The organism is Fusobacterium ulcerans ATCC 49185, from assembly GCF_900683735.1.
Lineage (GTDB): Bacteria > Fusobacteriota > Fusobacteriia > Fusobacteriales > Fusobacteriaceae > Fusobacterium_A > Fusobacterium_A ulcerans_A.
In genome coordinates, this window is sequence record NZ_LR215979.1 from 3,761,395 (window position 1) to 3,782,434 (window position 21,040).

Consider the following 21,040-nt stretch of genomic DNA (forward strand, 5'->3'; position numbering starts at 1 on the left):
ATTATATTTTTTATAAAAAATTTAAACTTTCTATTAAATTTAACTGTAAAATGATAAAATATTATCTGGATAGTATTGAGATTAAGTAGGAGGAAAATATGGAAACAAATTTAATTGAGAGCTTTAAAACAAGCTCGATAAATTTAAATATAGAATCAAGTAAAAATTTTCAGCACAGGCTGCTTTGTAATAAAGATGAAAAAATTATAACAACTTTGAGAAAAGAGCTAGAGAACTGTGACGAATTCATAATTTCAGTAGCTTTTATAACAGAAGGTGGTCTGGCTCTGATTTTAGAAGAATTGAAAGAACTTGAAAATAGGAATATAAAAGGAAAAATTCTAACAGGAGATTATTTGAATTTTACTGAACCAAAAGCTTTAAAAAGATTATTGAATTATAAAAATATTGAATTGAAAATATTGTCTAAAGAAAAATTTCATGCTAAGGGATATTTTTTTAGAAAAGATAACTTATGGACTTTAGTTGTAGGAAGTAGTAATTTAACTCAGACGGCTTTGACAATAAATTTTGAGTGGAATTTAAAAGTAAATTCTTTGGAAAATGGAAAGATTGCAAGGGATATTTTGAGCAGCTTTAATGATATTTTTGAGAGACTTCCAAAGTTGGATTTAGAAATGATAGAAAATTATGAAAAAGTATATAAACTTTCAAAGAGTTATTCTAAAGCTCAGGAAAAATTGCAGAGTCCTTTATTTAAAAAAGAAATAATACCAAATTCTATGCAGAAAGAAGCATTGAGTAATTTGATTGAACTGAGAGAAAATGAAAAAGAAGGGCTGTTGATTAGTGCAACTGGAACAGGAAAAACATATTTAAGTGCCTTTGATGTAAAAAAAGTAAAACCTGAAAAAATGCTTTTTATAGCCCATAGAAAAACTATTATAAAAAAAGCTAAATATACTTTTGAAAGTATTATAAGCAATAAAAAAATGGCAATCTATGGAGATGAGGATATTTCAAATGCAGATTATATATTTGCTATGGTTCAGACTTTAAATAAAAAAGAGCATTTGGAAAGATTTCCTAAGGATTATTTCAATTATATAATAATTGATGAAGTTCATCACAGTGGAGCTAAAACTTATCAAAGTATAATAAATTATTTTAAGCCAGATTTTCTCTTGGGAATGACAGCAACTCCAGAAAGAAGTGATGATTTTGATATCTATGGACTTTTTAATCACAATATAGCTTATGAAATAAGACTTTATGATGCTCTAAGAGAAAATCTTCTGTGTCCATTTCATTACTTTGGGATTTCAGATATAACTGTAGATGGTGAGTGTATTGATGGAAAAACTTCTATAAAAAATCTTACTTTAGACCAGAGGGTAGATCACATAATTGAAAAGAGTAGATATTATGGATACAGTGGAGAAAAACTTCATGGACTGATGTTTGTATCAAGAGTGGAAGAGGCAAATATATTATCTGAAAAGCTTAATGAAAAAGGAATAAAATCTATTGCTCTCACAGGGGAACATGGAGATAATGCGAGAGAAAACACTATTGAAAAGTTGGAGAAAGGGGAAATAGAATATTTGATAACTGTTGATATATTTAACGAAGGAGTTGATATACCATGTGTAAATCAAGTTATTCTTTTAAGACCAACAGAATCTTCTATTGTGTATATTCAGCAGCTTGGAAGAGGATTGAGAAAAAATGAGAATAAGGAGTTTGTTGTAGTTTTAGACTTTATAGGAAACTATGAAAAGAACTTCTTAATCCCAACAGCTATTTCACAAAATAATAGTTTTGATAAAGATTTTATGAAGAGATTTATTTTAAATGGAACAAATATGATTCCAGGAGAAAGTTCAATATCTTTTGAAGAAATAGTTAAAGAGAGAATATTCGAAAATATAAATAAAACAAATTTTTCAACTAAGAAAAATATAGAACATGATTTTGAACTTCTGGAAAAACAATTAGGAAGAATCCCTATGCTGTATGATTTCTTTATAAGAAATATGATAGAGCCTAGTGTAATATTGAAGTTTAGAAAAGATTATGACAGTGTCTTAAAGGCTTTAAGACCTAATACAGAATTTGGAGATTTATCAGAATTGGAAAAGAATTTTTTAACTTTCCTATCAAGTTTCTTTACTCCAGCTAAAAGAGTTCATGAGATGGTAATACTTCAGGAAAGTATTAAGGAATCAAAAGTTTCATTGAAAAAAATAGAAGATATTTTAGAGAAAGAATATAAGATAAAACATCAAAAAGAAAATATTAAAAATGGGATAAAACATCTTTCTAAAGAAATATTTACAAGCCTTTCTACTATGAAAGGATTTGAACCTATTTTAGAAAAAATTGATGGAGAATATCAAATTGATAAAAATTTTAAAAAAGGATATGAGAATAATAAATATTTCAGAGATTTAATTGATGACTTGATTAAATACAATCTTGCTTATACAGAGAAGAACTATAAACAATTTGAAAAAGAATCTATTCAAAAATATAAGCAATACACAAAACTGGAAGGTTTCTGGCAGCTGAATATGGATTTTAATAATGGATATCAGGTAAGTGGATATCAAGTATTTGAAGAAGCTAAAAAAGTTATATTATTTGTAACATTAGATGATTCTAGTTCTTTTACAAGTTATGATAATAAATTTTTGGATCAACAAAGATTCACATGGTTTTCTAAAAATAACAGATGCCTGAGCAGAAATAATAAATTAACAGCTGAGGGAAAGATAGCAGAAAATTATTATATAATGGAAGTATTTGTTAAGAAAAGAATAGGAGAAAACTTTTATTATTTAGGACAAATTGAAAAAGTTTTAAGTGCAAAAGAATGTTTTAATGAAAAAGGAAATCCTTTAGTAGAGTATGAATTGAAATTAAAGAGTGAGATTCAAAAGGATCTTTTTGATTATTTAATAGTAGAAGTAAAGAAGGGATTAAATGATGAAGAAAAATGTTAATGTAGTAGGAGCAATTATAGAGAATTCAAAGCATGAAATATTATGTACACTTAGACCTAAGAACAAGAGTTTTGGAAATATGTGGGAATTTCCTGGAGGTAAACTTGAAGAAGGAGAGAGTGATGAAACAGCACTTAAGCGTGAAATAAAAGAAGAATTAAACCTTGAAATAGAAGTGAAAGGGTTCTATGAGAAAGTTTCTAAAGAATATGAAAGTTTTATTATTAATTTAACTTGTTTTAAATGTAAAATTTTGGATGAAAATAATTTTAAATTAATAGAACATTCAGGATATGTGTGGTTAAAAAGAGAAAGCTTAAATTCTTTAATATGGGTTCCAACAGATATTGTTATTGTAGAAAAACTTATGGGAGAATAAAAATAGAAACCAAGAAGGTTAAGATAAATATATATTTTATATAAAAAATAAATTGATTTGATAAATATAAAAATTTATCCAGAAAGAAAAAATATTTTTAAAATCAATATTTGTGAAATATATTTTTAGAATATATTTGAAATATATAAAAATACAGAAAAAAATAACATAAAAAAGAGCAAAGAAAAAATATAAATCATAAATTTACTTGGATATATTATTTATATTCTACAAATTGTATTAATAGTGAAAATTTATTGACAAAATGTTACACTAAGTTTATATTATAAATGGAAGTTTTTTATTTTTTGTAAAATTAAAAAAACCTTTATGATATCAGGAGGAATTAATGAAAGATTTATTGGATAAACTGGTTAAAAAGAATATAGCAGAAACAAAAATGGGAACAGTAGCAAGCTATATTCCAGAACTTGATAAAGCTAAAAAAGATGCATTAGGATTATATATTATAGATGTAAATGGAAATGAATATTGTTCTGGAGACTGGGACACAAAATTTACAATACAGAGTATATCTAAAATAGTAACTTTAATGCTGGCAATATTAGATAATGGAGAAGAGTATGTATTCTCTAAGGTAGGAATGGAACCAACAGGAGATCCATTTAATTCCATCAAGAAACTTGAAACTTCCAGCAGAAGAAAACCTTATAATCCTCTTATAAACGCAGGAGCAATAGCAATAGCTTCCATGATAAAAGGAAAGGATGTAAGAGATAGATTTCAAAGATTATTGGAGTTTTTTAGAAAAATATCAGAAGATGAAACTTTAGATGTAAATTATAAAATTTATTGTGGAGAATCTGAAACAGGAAATAGAAACAGAGCAATGGGATATTTTCTTAAAGGCGATGGAATAATAGAAGGGAATGTAGAGGATGCACTAGACATATATTTTAAACAATGTTCAATAGAAGTGACAGCAAAAACACTTGCAAAGATAGCATTATTTTTAGCAAATAATGGTAAACTAAGTAATGGAGAAACTGTAATTACTCCTAGAATAGCAACTATTGTAAAAACTTTAATGGTAACTTGTGGAATGTATGACAGTTCTGGAGAATTTGCTGTAAGAGCAGGGATTCCATCTAAAAGTGGTGTAGGAGGAGGAATTCTATCTGTAGTACCAGGAAAAATGGGAATAGGAGTATATGGACCATCTCTTGATAAAAAAGGAAATTCAATTGCAGGAGTGCTTTTACTTGAGGATCTTTCAAGTGAGCTAAACTTGACAATATTTTAACCAGAAAAATTTTTGTTCAGATGAATAAAATGTGATAGAATAAACAGAACTATGTAATAAAACACTAGTATAGGAGGAAAGAATGATTTTTTTGTATGATGCGTTTAACTGGCTGAACAATTTTATCTGGTCGTATATATTGATTATACTTCTTGTAGGATTAGGGGTATATTTTAGTTTTAAGACAGGGTTTGTTCAATTTAGACTGTTAGGAGAAATGTTTAAACTTCTTGGAGAAGGAGCTATGAAGAATGAAAGTTCCAACGAAAAACATGGGTCAAGTGGAATTTCTTCATTTCAAGCATTCTGTATTTCAACAGCTTCAAGAGTTGGAACAGGAAATATGGCTGGAGTTGCCATAGCTATTGTTATAGGAGGTCCGGGAGCTGTATTCTGGATGTGGGTAATGGCTCTTATAGGTTCAAGTTCAAGTTTTGTGGAAAGTACACTTGCACAAGTATATAAAGTAAAAGAGGGGGATCACTTTAGAGGTGGACCAGCTTATTATATGGAAAAAGCTTTAGGAAAAAGATGGATGGGAGTTGTGTTCTCTATTCTTATTTCTATTACTTTTGGACTTATCTTCAATTCAGTACAGGCTAATACAGTATCATTTGCATTTGAAAAAGCATTTAATATTAATAGAATGTATTTAGGAATAGCAATATCTGCTGCAACTGCAATCATAATTTTTGGTGGAGTAAAAAGAATAGCTCGTGCAGTGGAATATATAGTTCCTGTAATGGCTGTAGCATATGTAGCAGTGGCACTGTTTGTTTTGGTGAAAAACTTTACAATGATACCATCTGTTATTGAATCTATTGTTTCTAATGCTCTAGGATTTAAACAGGCAGTAGGTGGAGGTCTTGGAGTTGTAATAATGCAGGGAATAAAGAGAGGATTATTTTCAAATGAGGCTGGAATGGGAAGTGCTCCAAATGCTGCAGCGACAGCAAATGTTACCCATCCGGTAAAACAGGGATTGATTCAAACTTTAGGAGTATTTACAGATACTATATTAATATGTTCTGCAACTGCTTTCATCATATTGATGTCTGGAGTAGATTTGCAAGGAGAATCCAATGGAATACAGCTGACTCAGGAAGCTCTCGTTTCACAGGTTGGACCTTGGGGAAGTATATTTATTGCTATTTGTATATTCCTTTTTGCTTTCTCATCTATCATAGGAAACTATTACTATGGGGAAACAAATATTGAATTCTTAAATGGAAATAAAATATGGTTAAATCTTTATAGATGTTTTGTTGTATTTATGGTAATGTTTGGATGCCTTGCTAAAGTTCAGATAGTTTGGGATATGGCAGATTTATTTATGGGATTCATGGCAATAATGAATCTGGCAGTAATAGCAGTACTTTATAAAGTGGCAATTGCAGCTCTTCATGATTATATAGCTCAAAAGAAAAAAGGTTTAAATCCTCAGTTTAAAACTTCAGCTGTTCCAGGATTAAAAAATGCTGAATGCTGGGATGAATAAAAATAAATAGATAATAACTAAAAAAAGGAAGATCAAGTTGTAGATCCTCCTTTTTTTATTTTTTAATTTTTGTTATGAAAAATTAATTCTTTTTACAATGTATAATATTGAAAAATGATTCAATATGAGAAAAAATGTTTTGAAATAAGTCATAAAAAAGTTGACATAAGAAAAATGTTAGAGTATACTAAGATTAATTAATAAAGTTTCTTTATTAGAAAAGAGAGGGGAATATTATGACAACAATTAATGGAAAACCTAAAATAATAAAAGAAATAAACATGGCTTTAGTTAGAAAAAATATCATAAGAAATTCGCCTATAACAAAGCCAGAGTTGTCAAAATTATTAGGACTTAGTCTTCCTACTATAAATAAATGTGTAGATGAACTTCTTGAAAAAGAAATAGTGAAAGTATTTGAAGGGGAGATAGAAGTAAAAGGAAGTGGGAAAAAACCTGTATTCTATGAAATAAACAGCAATCATGTATCATATATAGCTGCATACTTCAAAGGGACTGTTCTTACAATAAGAGAATATGATCTTCTTGGTAAAATAAAAAATGAAAAAGTAAAAAAATTAAAAGAGGATAGCGATGAAAAAGTATTGCTTTCTATTTTAGATAAAATGATAAAAGAATCGAAAAATAAAGAGAACATAGAAGCTGTTTCTATTGGGATAGCAGGGATAGTAGAGGAAAATGGAAGTGTAAATAATATATATACTTTGAAAAAGTATAATGGGGTGTTTTTAAAAAAGGTATTGGAAGAAAGATATAATATTCCAGTAATAATAGAAAATGATGCCAATTTAGTAACTTTTGGTCTTGTAGATAAAGTGGAGTTTAATACAAAAGATCTTGTATATATTTATTTAGGTACTGGAATAGGAACTGGAACTGTGATAAATGGAAAACTTCACAAGGGAAAATCTAATTTTTCAGGAGAAATAGGGGAGCTTCCAGTATCAGCAGATAAAACTCTGGAAGATGACTATAAGGAAATAATAAAAAGAAAAGATATAGAAAAGTTTGAAAAAATGATAATTTTTATACTTATGATAAATATTTCTATATTGAATCCTGAAATAATAGTACTAAACAGTGATATATTAAAAATAGAAAAAAGTTTGTTAAGACGTATAATCAAGAAAATATCTGAAAGACTTGGGGAAGAAAATATACCAGAGATTATTCTTGATAGTAATGATATTGAGAATGGAATGAAGGGAGCTTTGAAATTGGCTCTTCAGGAAAGTGACAAGGATTTGAAAATAATAGGAAAATAGAGGTAAAGAATGGGGTATATATTATCAGTAGATGGGGGAGGAAGTAAGACTTCATATTGTCTTTATGAAATAGAAAGTCATTGTAAGGAATATATTAAGGGAAAAAGCACAAATTACAAAAATATAGGAATAGAAGCAGTAAAAAAAAATCTTGAAGAAAATATAAATAAGATAATGAAAGAAAAAAATATTATTTTTCAAGATATAAAATATTTTGTATTTGGTCTGTCAAGCTGTGATACAGCTGAAGATCATAAGCTTTTTAAAGAATTGCTTGAGAGTATAGGAATAAAAGAAAAATTTGTAATAATGAATGATGCAGAGCTAGCTTTTAGAGCTATATGTCCATTTGAAGATGGAGGAGTTATTGTATCAGGAACAGGGTCTATTGGCTTTGCCTTTGATAAAGATAAAGTAACAAGAGTTGGAGGCTGGGGAAAGGAACTTAGTGATCTTGGTTCAGGATACTGGATAGGAAGAAAATTTCTGGAAAAATATATTCTCTATTTAGAAGAGATGGAAGAAAAAGATGATTCTTTTGACAAAATTGGGATGTTGGGAAGCAGCAAAAAAGAGCAGGTAGAAAAAATTATTGAAAAATATGATACAACAGAGAAAATAGCAAGCTTGGCAAGATTTGTTATAGATGAGAAAGAAAGTTCTCTATGCAGTAAAATATTAGATAAAGCAGTTGAAAAACTTATGATGATGGTAAAACAGATATCTAAAAATATAAAAAAAGACAGCTATACATTGGTGTTATCTGGAGGAGTAGCTTTAAATGATGTGATTACAGATAAAATACAGAAAAAAATAGTAGAGTGTAATTTAGAAAAGAAAATAAAAGTGATGCCTAATAGGTATGAACCAGTGGATGGTGGAATAAATATAGGGCTTAATTATCTTCAAAAGAATAAATAAATGGTGGTGGAAATGAAAAAGTATTTACAGGTATTTTCTGGAGGATTCTCAAATTTAGAAGTAGATATAGACAAACTAAAAGAAAAACTTTTAAAGATAATGGCTATAAAGAAAATAGATGGGATTATCATTGGGTGGAATGAAAATAGAGAATTGTATAAAGAGCTAAAAAATTTTCTAAAACCTTATGGAACAAAACTTTATTTTTGGCTTCCTGTGTTTTCTGAACTGTCTTACTATGAAAAATTTAATAAGGTATTAGATTATAATGGGAGAGAGATAGAAAACTTTTCATTTCAAGAGGGAGAAAATTTTGAATTTTATTGTCCTAATACTATAAAAAATATACAAAATGTAAAAAAGATATTTGATGAAAAATTTTCAGATTATGAAATAGATGGTGTTTTTTTGGATAAAATAAGATATCCAGCATTTTCAAATGGAGGGAGAGCAGTTTTCAGCTGTTTCTGTCCTGCATGTATAGAAAAGATGAAAAAAAGTGATATAGATGTAGAAAAATTGAAAAAATATATTGATAAAACTTTTGAAAATCAAGGGAATAATCCTCTTGAAATACAAAGATATAAAGATTTTAGGTATGAATTTAAAAACAAAGAAATGAATCAGTATTTTCAATTTAAAAATGATTCAATAACTGAAAAAGTAAGCGAACTTATAGATTTTTTTAAAGTTAAGGGATTGGAAGTTGGACTGGATACATATGCTCCTGATATTTCTTATTTATTTGGACAAGATATAATCAGACTCAGTGAGAAAGCAGATTTTATTAAACCTATGTATTACAGAAAAACTTATGCTCCAGCAGGAATCCCTTTTGAGATACAAACTTATGGGGAGCTGTATAATAAAAAAGCTGGAGAATTTCTTTTAAATACAATAGGAGAAGAGGATTTAAAAGATAATATAGGAAAAAAACAGATGACAAGGGAAATAAAATATTTAACTGAAAATGTAAAGGGTATATACCTAGGGATAGACTTTAATAAAAAGGAAAATATAGCATTAAGTGATGTAGAATATATAAAAGAGGTATTTGATATTTTAGAAGATGGAAATTCAGAGGGGATAGTTCTTTCCTGGGATTTAATGAGTATACCTGAAGAACATCTGAGAATATTTTTGGAAAAGGAGGAGAAATGCGAATAGGAGATGTAATTTTAAATTGTAAAAATATAAGCAAATCTTTTTCCAAAGTAGAAGTTTTAAAAAATATAAATATTGAAATAAAAAAGGGAGAAGTCCATGCCATAATAGGTGCAAATGGTGCTGGAAAATCTACTTTGATGAAAATAATTTGTGGAGTGCATGAAGCTAATAGTGGGGAACTGATATATAAAGGAAAAATAGAGAAATTCAAAACTCCTCTTGAAGCACAGGAGAAAGGAATAAGTATAATATATCAGGAATTGAGTCTTGTATCTACACTTAAAAACTATGAAAATCTTTTTGTAGGAAATGAAATAAAAAAATATGGAATATTTACTGATGATACAGAAATGATCAGAAGATTTAGGGAATTATGCAAGAGGTTGAATTTTGATATAGATCCTATGGAAATGACAAGAAATATGAGTATATCAAAACAGCAGATGATAGAGATACTTAAAGTAGTAGCAAATGATTCCGATATTATAATAATGGATGAACCAACAACTTCATTATCTGAAAAAGAAAAGAAGTCTTTATTTGATATAATAAGAAAATTGAAAGAAGCTGGAAAAACAGTTATATATATTTCTCATATGTTGGAAGAAGTGTTTTCAGTGTGTGACAGGATAAGTATATTGAGAGATGGGGAATTTATAGCTACTAAGAATGTTTTGGAACTTACAAAAGATAAAGTAGTGGAATTGATGACAGGAAAAGCAGTTAAAAGAGGAAGTATAAGAGAAAAGAGAGATAATAAAAATGAAACAGTTCTTGAGGTGAAAGGGCTGGAATATAAAAATATATTAAAAGATGTATCTTTTCAGGTGAAAAGAGGAGAAGTAGTGGGAATAGCAGGATTGGTTGGTTCTGGAAGAAGTGAACTGGCAGAATGCATATTTGGAGCAAGAGAGATAAATAAAGGAGATATTTATTTAGAAGGACAAAAGAAGAAATTTTCACATCCTAAAGATGCTATCAAAAATGGAGTAGGGCTGATACCAGAAGACAGAAAGAATTTTGGACTTATATTGAAACATACAATAAAGGATAACTCAACGTTGATACAGATAAAGAAAATGTTATCAGGATTTCTTTTAAGTAATAAAAAAGAGAATGAACATATTGAGGAAGCTATAAAAGAACTTTCAATAAAAGTTTCAGATTACAATTTAAAAGTTTCAAGCCTTAGTGGTGGAAATCAGCAGAAAATAGTTATATCTAAATGGAAAGATATGGATCTGAAGATATTGATATTTGATGAACCTACAAAGGGAATAGATGTAAATGCCAAAGAAGATATTTTTAAAGTAATAGAAGACTATGCAGCTAAAGGAGTGGGAATAATTTTTATATCTTCTGATCTTGAAGAAGTAGAAAGAGTAGCTGATAGAGTTCTTGTTTTGAAAAGAGGAAATTTTATTAGTGAACTTAGAGGAAATGATATAAATATAGAAAAAATAAACTATTTGGCATTGAATGGCTAGGATGGAGGATATATGTTAGAACAGTTAAAAAATTCTTTTAGAAGAGAGAATCTTCTAAAAAATTATGGGATAATAATTGGGTTTTTAGTACTATGTACAATAATAAGTTTTGCAACACCTAATTTTCTTACTAGAAACAATATACTTAATCTATTGAGACAATCATCTATAATTGGTGTTATTGCAACAGGAATGACTTTTGTAATAATATCTGGAAATTTTGATATATCAGTAGGAAAAATAGCTGCTTTAGGAGGAACTATAATAATGAGCATGATTTCAAATGGTCATAGTTTTATTGTCGCCCTTCTAGCTGCACTTTTGGCAGGAGCAGTTATTGGATTAATTAATGGATTTGCAGTCGCAGTCATTAAAATACCATCTCTTATAGCAACTATGGGAATGGTCGTAATTTTACAGGGGCTCATTTTTATATATACAGGGGGCTATCCAATTTCAGGAACTAATCCAGTTCTTTCTCTTATTGGAAGAGGCTATATCTTAGGAATACCTGTACCTGTTATAATCTTTTTCCTTGGGGTGATACTGGCTAATGTAGTTTTAAGAAAGACAGTAATGGGAAGAAGAATATATGCAGTAGGTGGGAATGAAGATTCCAGCAGACTGTCAGGTATAGATACCATGAAATACAAAATAATGGTATTCATGATAAATGGTATGGCCTCTATAATAGGGGGACTTATTCTTGTTTCGAGATTGAGTACAGCTACTCCTACAGCAGGAGAAGGGTATGATATGGATGCAATAGCTTCAGTAGTTATTGGGGGAACAAGTGTAAATGGTGGAGAAGGAAATGTTATGAGAACAATAATAGGGGTTCTTCTCATGAGTGTTATAAGCAATAGTTTCAATCTTATAGGTGTGAGTATATATTTCCAATATGTATTTAAAGGAATAATAATACTAGCAGCAGTAGGATTTGGAAGTTTTAAGAAAAAATAGATTTCAATATAATAAAAGGGAGGAATAAGATGAAAAAGTTATTATTAGGAGCTTTATGTCTAGTACTTGGAGCGACTGCTTTTGCAGCAGAAAAAGTTGTTGGAGTATCTTTACCAGGACCAGTGGGATATTTTATAGCTGTAAGAGATGGGATGGATACACAGGCTAAAAAAGAGGGGTTAAAGTTGGAATATACTGATGCTAACTGGGATCCAATTAAACAATTATCACAGATAGAAGATCTAGTAGCTAAAAAAGTAGATGTAATAGCAGTAGCAGCAGCAGATTCAGAAGCTATTAAAGGAGCAATAGCAATAGCTAATGAGGCAAAAATACCAGTTATAGCATTTACAAATGCAATTGGTAGTGATGAAGATGGCAAATATGAGGGTGTAGTTACTTATGTTGGACAAAACGAAGTGAAAACAGGAGCTTTAACAGGTAAAATAGCTAAGAATTTATTGAAAAAAGATGATGCAAAAATAGTTCTTATAGAAGGAGTTCCAGGAACACCTCCTCAAAGAAACAGAAAAAAAGGTCTTACTGAAGAAATATCTGGAACAAAAATGGAAATTGTATATAACCAAACAAGTAGATGGGAAAAGGAAAGAGCTATGAAAATAGTTGAGGACCTTATTCAAAAAAATCAAAAGATGGATATAATAATAACTCAAGATGATAACTCAGCTATGGGTGCAGGAATGGCATTACAAGAAGCAGGGTTAAAAGATAAAATATATGTAATTGGACTTGGAGGAAGTAAAGAGGGACTTGCAGCTATAAAAGATGGACTTATTGATGGAACTACATATATGTCAGCTGTAGAAGAAGGAGCAAAAACTATAGAAGCAGCTGGAAAATTGTTAAGAGAAGAAAAACTTGAACCAGTAACTCCTATGATTCAAGTAGAAGTAAATAAAGAAAATGTAGATAACTTTAAAGGTGAATGGTAAAATATTGAAAGGAAGTACAAATTCTTTTGTACTTCCTTCTTTTTTTATGGTATGCTATATTTGTATATATGAAAATTGAGAGGTGTAAAAATGCAGTATAAAAGTAAAGATATAGCTAAAGCTTCAGTTATAATGGCAATGAGTTCTAGAGAGGAAGAAGCAGAACTTAAAATAAAATATCTTAATTCAGGAATAAAAACAGCTGCTGTGGATATAGGTGGAAATGTAGTAGATTCTATCTCTAAAATATTAGAAAGAGCTTTAGTAGCATCAAAAAGAAATGGAATAATATCAGAATCACATATATATGAAGGAGCTTTAACAGGAGCAACTAGAGAAGCTATAGCACAGATAATGGATAAAGCAGTGGGATTTAATGTGGGAGGAAAAATAGGGATTGCAAGATGTCATGAACATCTTTCAGTATGTATTTTCCTTACAATAGGGATGTTCAGATTGGATGAAGTGGTAATAGGTCTGGGACATAGGGCAGTGCCAATAGATCAAGAATAAAATAACAGTTGACAAAATCAGAGATTTTTTATATAATCATCATTAATGAAGTATGTAGAATAGTAGAAATTGAAGAAGAAATGAAAAACAGTAGAGTAGAATTGTAGAATAGTAGGAGAATTTAATACTTTGTAGCAGAATCACCTTATTTTTAAGGGGGATTTGTTGTATTATGTTTATATTACCTTTTTACAATTTTATGTAAAAAGGTTTTTTTATTTCCTCATCAATGGTAATCAGGAGGAGAGAATGAAAATAAAAGTAGGACAGAGATTAATAATGATGGTATTGATGTTTTTAGTTGTAGCAGGAGTAAAAACTAATGCACAAGAAGGAAAAAAATTTAAAATAGGTATTTCACAGTTTGCAGAGCATCCAGCATTAGATGATGTTAGAAAAGGTTTTGAAGATGAGTTAAAATCTTTAGGGGTAAATGCAGACATAACATATAAAAATTCACAGGGAGATACTGGAGTAGCAGGAGTAATAGCACAGAAATTTGTATCAGATAAATCAGACCTTATATTTGGAATAGCAACTGTATCAGCCCAGGCTGCTAAACAGTCAACTGATAATATACCAGTTCTTTTCAGCGCAGTGACAGATCCAGTAAATTCTCAATTAGTAAAAACAATGGATAAAGTAGGAGGAAATGTAACAGGAACAACTGATGCAACTCCTATGGAAAAACAATTAGGGCTATTTCAAAAAATTAATCCTAAAATTAAAAAAGTTGGAATAATATATAATACAAGTGAGTCAAACTCAGAAATACAAGTAGCCAATGCAAAAGAAATAGGAGCAAAGTTAGGGCTTGAAATAAGAGCTGTTGGAGTAAATAATATTAATGATATACCTCAGGCTGTAAATTCTATGATATCTAAAGTAGATGGATTCTATACTATCACAGATAATATAGTTGCTTCTGCTATAAATCTTATTTCTATGGCAGCTAATGAAAGAGGAATGGTAACAGTTGGAGCAGAGGAAGCTCATGTAAATGGTGGAATACTTTTAACAGATGGACTTAGTTACTATGAATTAGGAAGACAAACTGGTCGTATGGCTAAAGAAATACTTGTTGATGGAAAGAAACCAGAAGATATGCCAGTGGAAACATTAGCTAACACTACTAAAGTAGTAAATGAAAAAACAATGAAAAATCTTAAATTAAATAAAGAGCTTCCAGTTTTTGAAGGAGCAGAATTTATAGAACAATAGGAAAAAGGGGTAAAAAATGAATTCGTTAATGACTATATCAATAGAACAGGGACTCATATTTGCAGTATTAGCAATGGGAGTATTTATAACATATAAGATTTTGGATTTTCCTGATTTGTCAGTTGAAGGAACATTTCCATTTGGAGCATTTATCTTCGCAAGATTTGCAACTTTAGGTCTTGATCCAATAACAAGTACAATTTTAGCATTTGTATTTGGATCATTAGCTGGGGTGATAACATATTTTCTGCATATAAAAATGAAAATAGCTCCTATATTAGCTGGAATCCTTACAATGACTATTCTTTATTCTGTAAATTTGAGAATAAATGGAAAAGCTAATATTCCTCTATATAACAGTCCATCTGTTTTCTCATTAGGAAATAAGATAGTAGTTCTTGTGATAATAGTCATGATTATAAAAATATTGATGGATATGTTCCTTAAAACAGAAATAGGATATCTTCTTATAGCAACTGGAGATAATGAAACTCTTGTAAAATCTTTAGGTGTGAGTTGTGATAAATTTAAACTTTTAGGTCTTATGCTTTCAAATGGACTGGTAGCTGTAAGTGGAGCTCTTATGGGACAAAGGCAGGGATTCGCAGATATAAATATGGGAACTTCTATAATAGTTTCTGCACTTGCTTCTATAATAATAGGAGATACAATTCTTAAAAAATCAACAAAGTTAAAAGGAACAACAAGAGCAATACTAGGTTCTATAAGCTATAAAATAATAGGGGGAATAGCAATAGATTTAGGTCTTGCTCCAACAGATTTGAAAGCTATCAGTGCAATAATAGTGATAATATTTATAGGATATAATAATGCATCATTCTTTAGTTTAAAAAAGAAGGGAGGAGAAGAAAATGCTAAAAATAAAGAACTTGTCAAAGAGCTTTAATGGTGGAACTGAAAATGAATTAAATATATTTGAAAATTTTAATCTTAATATAGAAGAAAGTGAGTTTGTAGCAATATTAGGATCAAATGGATGTGGAAAGAGTACTCTTTTTAACCTTATAAGCGGTTCATTGAGGGAGGATGCTGGAAGTATAACTCTTGATGAAACATCAATAAATAATTTAAAAGAGGAAGAGAGAGCATGGGGGATAGGAAAAGTTCATCAAGATCCATCTAAGGGAGTATCTCCTTCTCTTACTATATTAGAAAATCTTTCTCTGGCAGATAAAAAATGTGAAAAGTTCTCTTTGAGAAATCTTATAAAAAAAGATAAAATAAAAAGATTTGTAGAGATTTTAAAAGAAGTGGATTTAGGACTTGAAAATAAACTGGATACTCAGGTAAAATTTCTTTCAGGAGGACAAAGACAGGCTCTATCTCTTATTATGGCAACTCTTAAGAAGCCAAAACTTCTCCTTTTAGATGAGCATACAGCAGCTCTTGATCCTAAGACATCAAAGGTAATAATGGAAAAGACAAAACAGCTTATTGATAAGCAGCATATTACAGCTATGATGATATCTCATAATTTAAGAAATGCAGTGCAGTATGCTGACAGAATAATTATGTTGGATAAAGGAAGAGTTATCCTTGATGTAGAGAGTAAGAAGATAACTGAATCAGAACTTGCTAAAATATACAATTCTAAGATAGAAAAAGAACAAATGAGGGCAGCAGGATAAAATAAAATTAAGTTTTAGAGTTTTTAAGTTAGGAGGATCCTAATGAAAAAATTCTAAGACTTTTTTATTTGGAAAAATATTTTTATATCTTGACAAGTGTTTGATACTGATTGACAAAAAACAATGGAAGTAGTATTATAATAGGTAGTTTGATAGAAAAATTTAGGGAGGGAATCAAATGTCAGATTGTAATACTTGTCCATCAGGAAGTAGTTGTACAAAAGATAAAGAGAGCTGTGGAATAGTAAATAATCCACATAATAACATAAAAAAAGTAATTGGAGTAATGAGTGGAAAAGGTGGAGTTGGAAAATCAACAGTAACAACTTTATTTGCAAAAGAACTGAGTAAATTGGGATACAAAGTTGGAATAATGGATGCAGATATAACTGGACCAAGCATTCCAAGATTAATGGGAATGAAAGATGAAAAAGCTATGGGAGATGGAGAAAATATATATCCTGTAGTGTCTAAAGAAGGAATAAAAGTTATTTCTCTTAATTTGTTGATAGATGATGAAAATGAACCAGTAATCTGGAGAGGACCTGTAGTAGGTGGAGCTGTAAAACAGTTCTGGGAAGATGTAATCTGGGGAGATCTTGACTTCTTACTAATAGATATGCCTCCAGGAACAGGAGATGTAGCTTTGACAGTTATGCAGTCTACACCAGTTAATGGAGTAGTAATGGTATCTGTTCCTCAGGATATGGTATCTATGATAGTTGCAAAAGCTGTAAATATGACTAAGAAAATGAATATACCTGTATTAGGTGTAGTAGAAAATATGAGTTATATAATTTGCCCAGGATGTGAAACTAAAATAAGCTTTAATGAGGAAAATGGAACTAATGATTTCTTAAATGAAATGGGGCTTACTCTACTGGGAGAGCTTCCTATGACTAGAGGAATAGCTGGATTAACAAAGGGAAAAGAAGAGGGAATAGGAGAATTATTCACACCTATTGCTGTAAATATTGTTAAAGAAATTGAAAAATTATAAAAAATAATTACTTATAAAAAATGAGAATGGCTTATAGAGATAAAAATAATTTTAGAATAAGAGAATAGAGAAGTCTTTTTCAACTTCTAAGTTTCTAAAATTTAATCTATTTCTAGCTATTCTCATTTTTGTTATTCTTAACATTAAAATAGAATGAATTATATTAAAATAAAATAATATTTTCTGATTTTTTAATAATAAAAATAAGAAAACAGTTGAAATTTTAATTCCTAAGTGTTACTATGAAGTTGGATATTGAATACAAAATATCTTATTAAAAATTTAATAATAAGGGGGTTCGAAATGAAAAAAATATTAGCATTGTTATTTGTAATTTTTTCTGTTGTATCTTTTGCAGAAACAAAAGTTTTATACAATAAAAAAATAGCCAAAAACAATCCAAAGATGAAAATCATGACTTACAACATTGCAGCAGGGGCGAATAATTTCAAAGTAGATTTAAAGGTAACAGCAGAAACAATAAAAAAGGTAAATCCAGATATTATAGCTGTACAAGAGGTGGATAGGAATACTAATCGTAGTGGAAAGATAGATCAAGCTCAAATTCTTGCAGATCTTACTGGATATAATATGGTATTTGGAAAGACTATAGATCATGATGGTGGGGATTATGGAATAGCAATTTTATCTAAATATCCTATTTTAAGTCAACAAAGTCTTGTTTTGCCTTCTTTCCCAAATGGAGATACAACAAGTCCTGGGTATGAACAAAGAATAGCTTTAGTTACTCAAATAGAAGTTCCAGGATTTGAAGTGCCAATAACATTTATTAATACTCACTTAGACTGGCATGAAGATCCAACAGTTCGTTTACAGCAAGTAAGAACTATAAATGAAATAACTCTTGATATGAGAGGAATAAAAATATTAGCAGGAGATTTTAATGATACTGTTAATTCAGTAGTAGGAAAAGAAATGGAAAGATATTGGGTATCAGTGTTTGATGATAAGATAGATCATAGAACATGGCCAGCAGTAAATCCAGAAGTTGCAATCGACCAAATATATTTAAATAAAGCGCAAGTATGGGAAGCACAAACATATGTACCTAACAAAGAAAATGAAAAAGATGGAATTCAATGGAATAAAGTAAGTGACCATATTCCTGTAATTGTAGAATTAAAATTATTAGAACAATAATTATCTGCAAGTAAAATAAAATGGGTTAGGAGTTACGACCTAGCCCTTTTTTAATTTAGAATAATTATGAATTAAATCCACATAAATAAAAAAATATTTTAGTAAAAAAATCGTCACCCATGAGGGAAATTCACCTTGTGGGTGATTTTTTTGTTATGGCAGATGATTTTTAATAAAAAGATAACTTTAATATTAAAATAAATCATAGGATTTTTGAAATTGTGACGAAAATAGCGAATTTTTAAAATAAAAAAAAAAAAAAATCATTAAAAAATGCTTTAAAAATATCAATAAGATAAAATTGATTAAGAGAAATATCATAAATAAATATAATATATTTTATTATGTTCTTTATTTTAAGACTTGATTCTGCTATATACAAGAATAGAATGTTATGCTAATATATGAATCGTAACATTTGCAAAAAGTTTAAAAAATGTAAAAAGATTATAAAAAAGTATTAGTTATAAAAAAATTAGTAGATATTAATATAAACTTGAAGGAGTGAAAGATGGATAACAAAAGAAGCACAAAGAACCAGCCATTCTGCTGGCAGGAGAAAAAAATACTGCGGTTGTTAAGGTGTCGGTATGAGGGAAAGGAACATGACAAACTTAGAAATTTGTATTTAACTCTTACAGAAATCTACAGTGATTTTAATGGGAAAGATATCAAATACTACACTCAGACAATAATTAAATACAGCAGTTTAAGCAAAGAGTGGATACCCAAAGGACTAAAAATATTTGAAAACCTAAAAGTGATACAGCTTGTGGAAGAGAGAAACAAGGGGAAATTTAAAGGAAAAAGATTAATATTCACTCCTGAAAATATAGAAGAAATGGAAAAATTTACCAATGAACAAAAAATCAGTGACGAGAATACCATTACTGATAAAACCGTTCCTGAATTTTTAGAGCCATCAGAAGATAGTCTTTATTTAGAAGATAATAAAAGAATAGAAGATATAAATAATACACACACAGGGGAAGATAAAAAAGTTCATGATAAACTAAAACAGGAAGAAGAACTTGAAAAAGATAAATTAAGTGATACTCCTATGGAGATACAGGACATATTAAAAAAATACAGAGATTTAGGACTGCCAGATTTTAAATATCCTCCAGAGAACCATATTATCTTGAGGGTGTATAGAGAGCTAGGAATTGCCAAACTGTATGAAGCACTGACATTGATGGCTCAATCTGAATTTGTAAAAAACAATATGAGTATAAATGCAATATTTAAAATTGAAAATCTTAAAAAAGCCCTCAATGGAAATTTTAAAGATAAAGCAAATAGAACAAAGAATACCTATGAGAACAAGAAAGAGTTTGAAAGACCAGCATATGAGAATACTACAGGGGACTTTATAAAAGACTTGCTCAATGGAGCAAATGGAGGAAAATAAGATGATAAAATGTCAATTTTGTGGGAAAGAGTATATGAAAAATCCATATAAGTATATGGATTCCCTTCCAGAGATTTTTAAAAAGAATCTGGAATATATACCAGCCTGTAATTGTCTGGAAGAAAACAAGATAAGGGAGCTGGAAGAACTGGAAAAGAAGAGAGTGCAGGAATGTATGAAAAACAGGATGAAAAAGTGTAAGGATATTTCTGTGATGGATGAAAAATTCGCAAGAAGCAGATTTGAAAGGGCTGATATGAAAAGTGATTATATGCAGCTGTCAAAAAGATATGCAGAGAGCTTTATGAGCAAGGACAAAAAAGAGGGAATGCTCCTGTATGGAGGAGTAGGAACAGGAAAGACATTTGCAAGCGCCTGTATAGCTAATTACCTCATGGAAAGAGGGAAGACTGTATTGGTAATTAATCTAGGACTGTATTTTAACAAACTGACTATGGAGTGGGGAGAAGCTGAGAAAGTAGTTCTGGAACAGACAGAGAAATGTGACTTGATGATTATTGATGATTTCGGCAGTGAAAAAGGACTAGATAGAAATCAAACAGGATGGAGGGCTGAAAAGATATACAATCTCATTGATGGGAGATACAGAAGCGAGAAGCCTCTTATAATTTCAACAAATTTGAATTTCAGCGCAGATGAGAGAAAATGTGAGTTAAGCGAGAAATTCTCTACACAAGGGCAGAACAGGATAAGGGACAGAATAATAGATATGTGTTTTCCAGTAGAAGTAACAGGGAAGAGCAGAAGGGGAATGACCCAGAAGAGATTTGCAGAATTTATATCTTAAAAAATTCAAGAGGAAAAATGGGAAGAGAGTATACAAAAGAAAAACAAAGGGATATAAACCTAAAAGGAGAAGTGCAAAATGACTAGAGAAGATTATATGTGTCAAAAATTAGGAAGTCTTTCAAATTTTGATAAACTGCTGGTAGAGAAAATGGTGGAGCAACTTGGAGAATGGGCAACAATAGAGGAAGCAGCCAAGTATTTTAAAAGACATAAAAATACTATTTATGACAAAGTGGAAGGAGGAGAAGTTCTCAATAGAAGAATTGGAAATAAAATTTTAATTTATACAAGGAGCTTGATCTTTTTGATGGAATAATTTTGAGAGCTTCACAATTTGTAACAAATTGTAACAATTCGTCACTGGTTAATTGCTGTCATCCAGAGTATCATA

19 protein-coding genes are annotated in these 21,040 nt (G+C 29.8%); all 19 read left to right on the forward strand.

The features are described 5' to 3' along the window. Positions 1-98: 98 nt before the first annotated feature. Positions 99-2,966, forward strand: coding sequence for a DEAD/DEAH box helicase (locus tag E0E45_RS17140; RefSeq protein WP_130892257.1), 2,868 nt, complete (start codon positions 99-101; stop codon positions 2,964-2,966). Beyond that, positions 2,947-3,345: a (deoxy)nucleoside triphosphate pyrophosphohydrolase gene (locus E0E45_RS17145; RefSeq protein WP_197730063.1), complete on the forward strand. Its 399-nt coding sequence runs from the start codon at positions 2,947-2,949 to the stop codon at positions 3,343-3,345. Before E0E45_RS17140 ends, E0E45_RS17145 begins: the two co-directional genes overlap by 20 nt. Positions 3,346-3,694: 349 nt before the next feature. After that, a complete protein-coding gene (gene glsA / locus E0E45_RS17150) occupies positions 3,695-4,609 on the forward strand; it encodes a glutaminase A (RefSeq protein WP_130892258.1) in 915 nt (304 codons plus the stop codon). 82 nt (positions 4,610-4,691) lie between these two features. Then, positions 4,692-6,107: an alanine/glycine:cation symporter family protein gene (locus tag E0E45_RS17155; protein ID WP_130892259.1), complete on the forward strand. Its 1,416-nt coding sequence runs from the start codon at positions 4,692-4,694 to the stop codon at positions 6,105-6,107. Between the two features lie 236 nt (positions 6,108-6,343). Continuing rightward, a complete protein-coding gene (locus E0E45_RS17160; protein WP_130892260.1) occupies positions 6,344-7,393 on the forward strand; it encodes an ROK family transcriptional regulator in 1,050 nt (349 codons plus the stop codon). Between the two features lie 9 nt (positions 7,394-7,402). Beyond that, a complete protein-coding gene (locus E0E45_RS17165; RefSeq protein WP_130892261.1) occupies positions 7,403-8,314 on the forward strand; it encodes an N-acetylglucosamine kinase in 912 nt (303 codons plus the stop codon). 12 nt (positions 8,315-8,326) lie between these two features. After that, on the forward strand, positions 8,327-9,481 hold the full coding sequence (locus tag E0E45_RS17170) for a hypothetical protein (RefSeq protein ID WP_130892262.1): 1,155 nt from the start codon (positions 8,327-8,329) through the stop codon (positions 9,479-9,481). Next, positions 9,472-10,968, forward strand: coding sequence for a sugar ABC transporter ATP-binding protein (locus E0E45_RS17175; RefSeq protein WP_130892263.1), 1,497 nt, complete (start codon positions 9,472-9,474; stop codon positions 10,966-10,968). Before E0E45_RS17170 ends, E0E45_RS17175 begins: the two co-directional genes overlap by 10 nt. 12 nt (positions 10,969-10,980) lie before the next feature. After that, positions 10,981-11,931, forward strand: coding sequence for an ABC transporter permease (locus tag E0E45_RS17180; RefSeq protein ID WP_130892264.1), 951 nt, complete (start codon positions 10,981-10,983; stop codon positions 11,929-11,931). A 29-nt stretch (positions 11,932-11,960) separates the two neighbouring features. Continuing rightward, on the forward strand, positions 11,961-12,884 hold the full coding sequence (locus E0E45_RS17185) for a sugar ABC transporter substrate-binding protein (RefSeq protein ID WP_130892265.1): 924 nt from the start codon (positions 11,961-11,963) through the stop codon (positions 12,882-12,884). A 90-nt stretch (positions 12,885-12,974) separates the two neighbouring features. Beyond that, entirely contained in the window at positions 12,975-13,397 is a 423-nt protein-coding gene (locus E0E45_RS17190; RefSeq protein WP_130892266.1) for a HutP family protein, read from the forward strand. A 249-nt stretch (positions 13,398-13,646) separates the two neighbouring features. Then, a complete protein-coding gene (locus tag E0E45_RS17195) occupies positions 13,647-14,618 on the forward strand; it encodes an ABC transporter substrate-binding protein (protein ID WP_130892267.1) in 972 nt (323 codons plus the stop codon). Positions 14,619-14,634: 16 nt separating this feature from the next. Then, positions 14,635-15,525 carry an ABC transporter permease gene (locus tag E0E45_RS17200; RefSeq protein ID WP_130892268.1) on the forward strand — a complete coding sequence of 297 codons (891 nt, stop codon included), beginning with the start codon at positions 14,635-14,637 and terminating at the stop codon, positions 15,523-15,525. Continuing rightward, entirely contained in the window at positions 15,491-16,267 is a 777-nt protein-coding gene (locus E0E45_RS17205) for an ABC transporter ATP-binding protein (RefSeq protein ID WP_130892269.1), read from the forward strand. Before E0E45_RS17200 ends, E0E45_RS17205 begins: the two co-directional genes overlap by 35 nt. Positions 16,268-16,445: 178 nt before the next feature. Further along, entirely contained in the window at positions 16,446-17,267 is an 822-nt protein-coding gene (locus E0E45_RS17210; RefSeq protein ID WP_130892270.1) for an Mrp/NBP35 family ATP-binding protein, read from the forward strand. 303 nt (positions 17,268-17,570) lie between these two features. After that, entirely contained in the window at positions 17,571-18,428 is an 858-nt protein-coding gene (locus E0E45_RS17215; RefSeq protein WP_130892271.1) for an endonuclease/exonuclease/phosphatase family protein, read from the forward strand. A 511-nt stretch (positions 18,429-18,939) separates the two neighbouring features. After that, a complete protein-coding gene (locus E0E45_RS17220; RefSeq protein ID WP_130892272.1) occupies positions 18,940-19,839 on the forward strand; it encodes a hypothetical protein in 900 nt (299 codons plus the stop codon). 1 nt (position 19,840) lies between these two features. Beyond that, positions 19,841-20,647: an ATP-binding protein gene (locus E0E45_RS17225; protein ID WP_130892273.1), complete on the forward strand. Its 807-nt coding sequence runs from the start codon at positions 19,841-19,843 to the stop codon at positions 20,645-20,647. Between the two features lie 78 nt (positions 20,648-20,725). Continuing rightward, entirely contained in the window at positions 20,726-20,965 is a 240-nt protein-coding gene (locus E0E45_RS17230) for a helix-turn-helix domain-containing protein (RefSeq protein WP_130891016.1), read from the forward strand. Positions 20,966-21,040 lie beyond the last annotated feature (75 nt).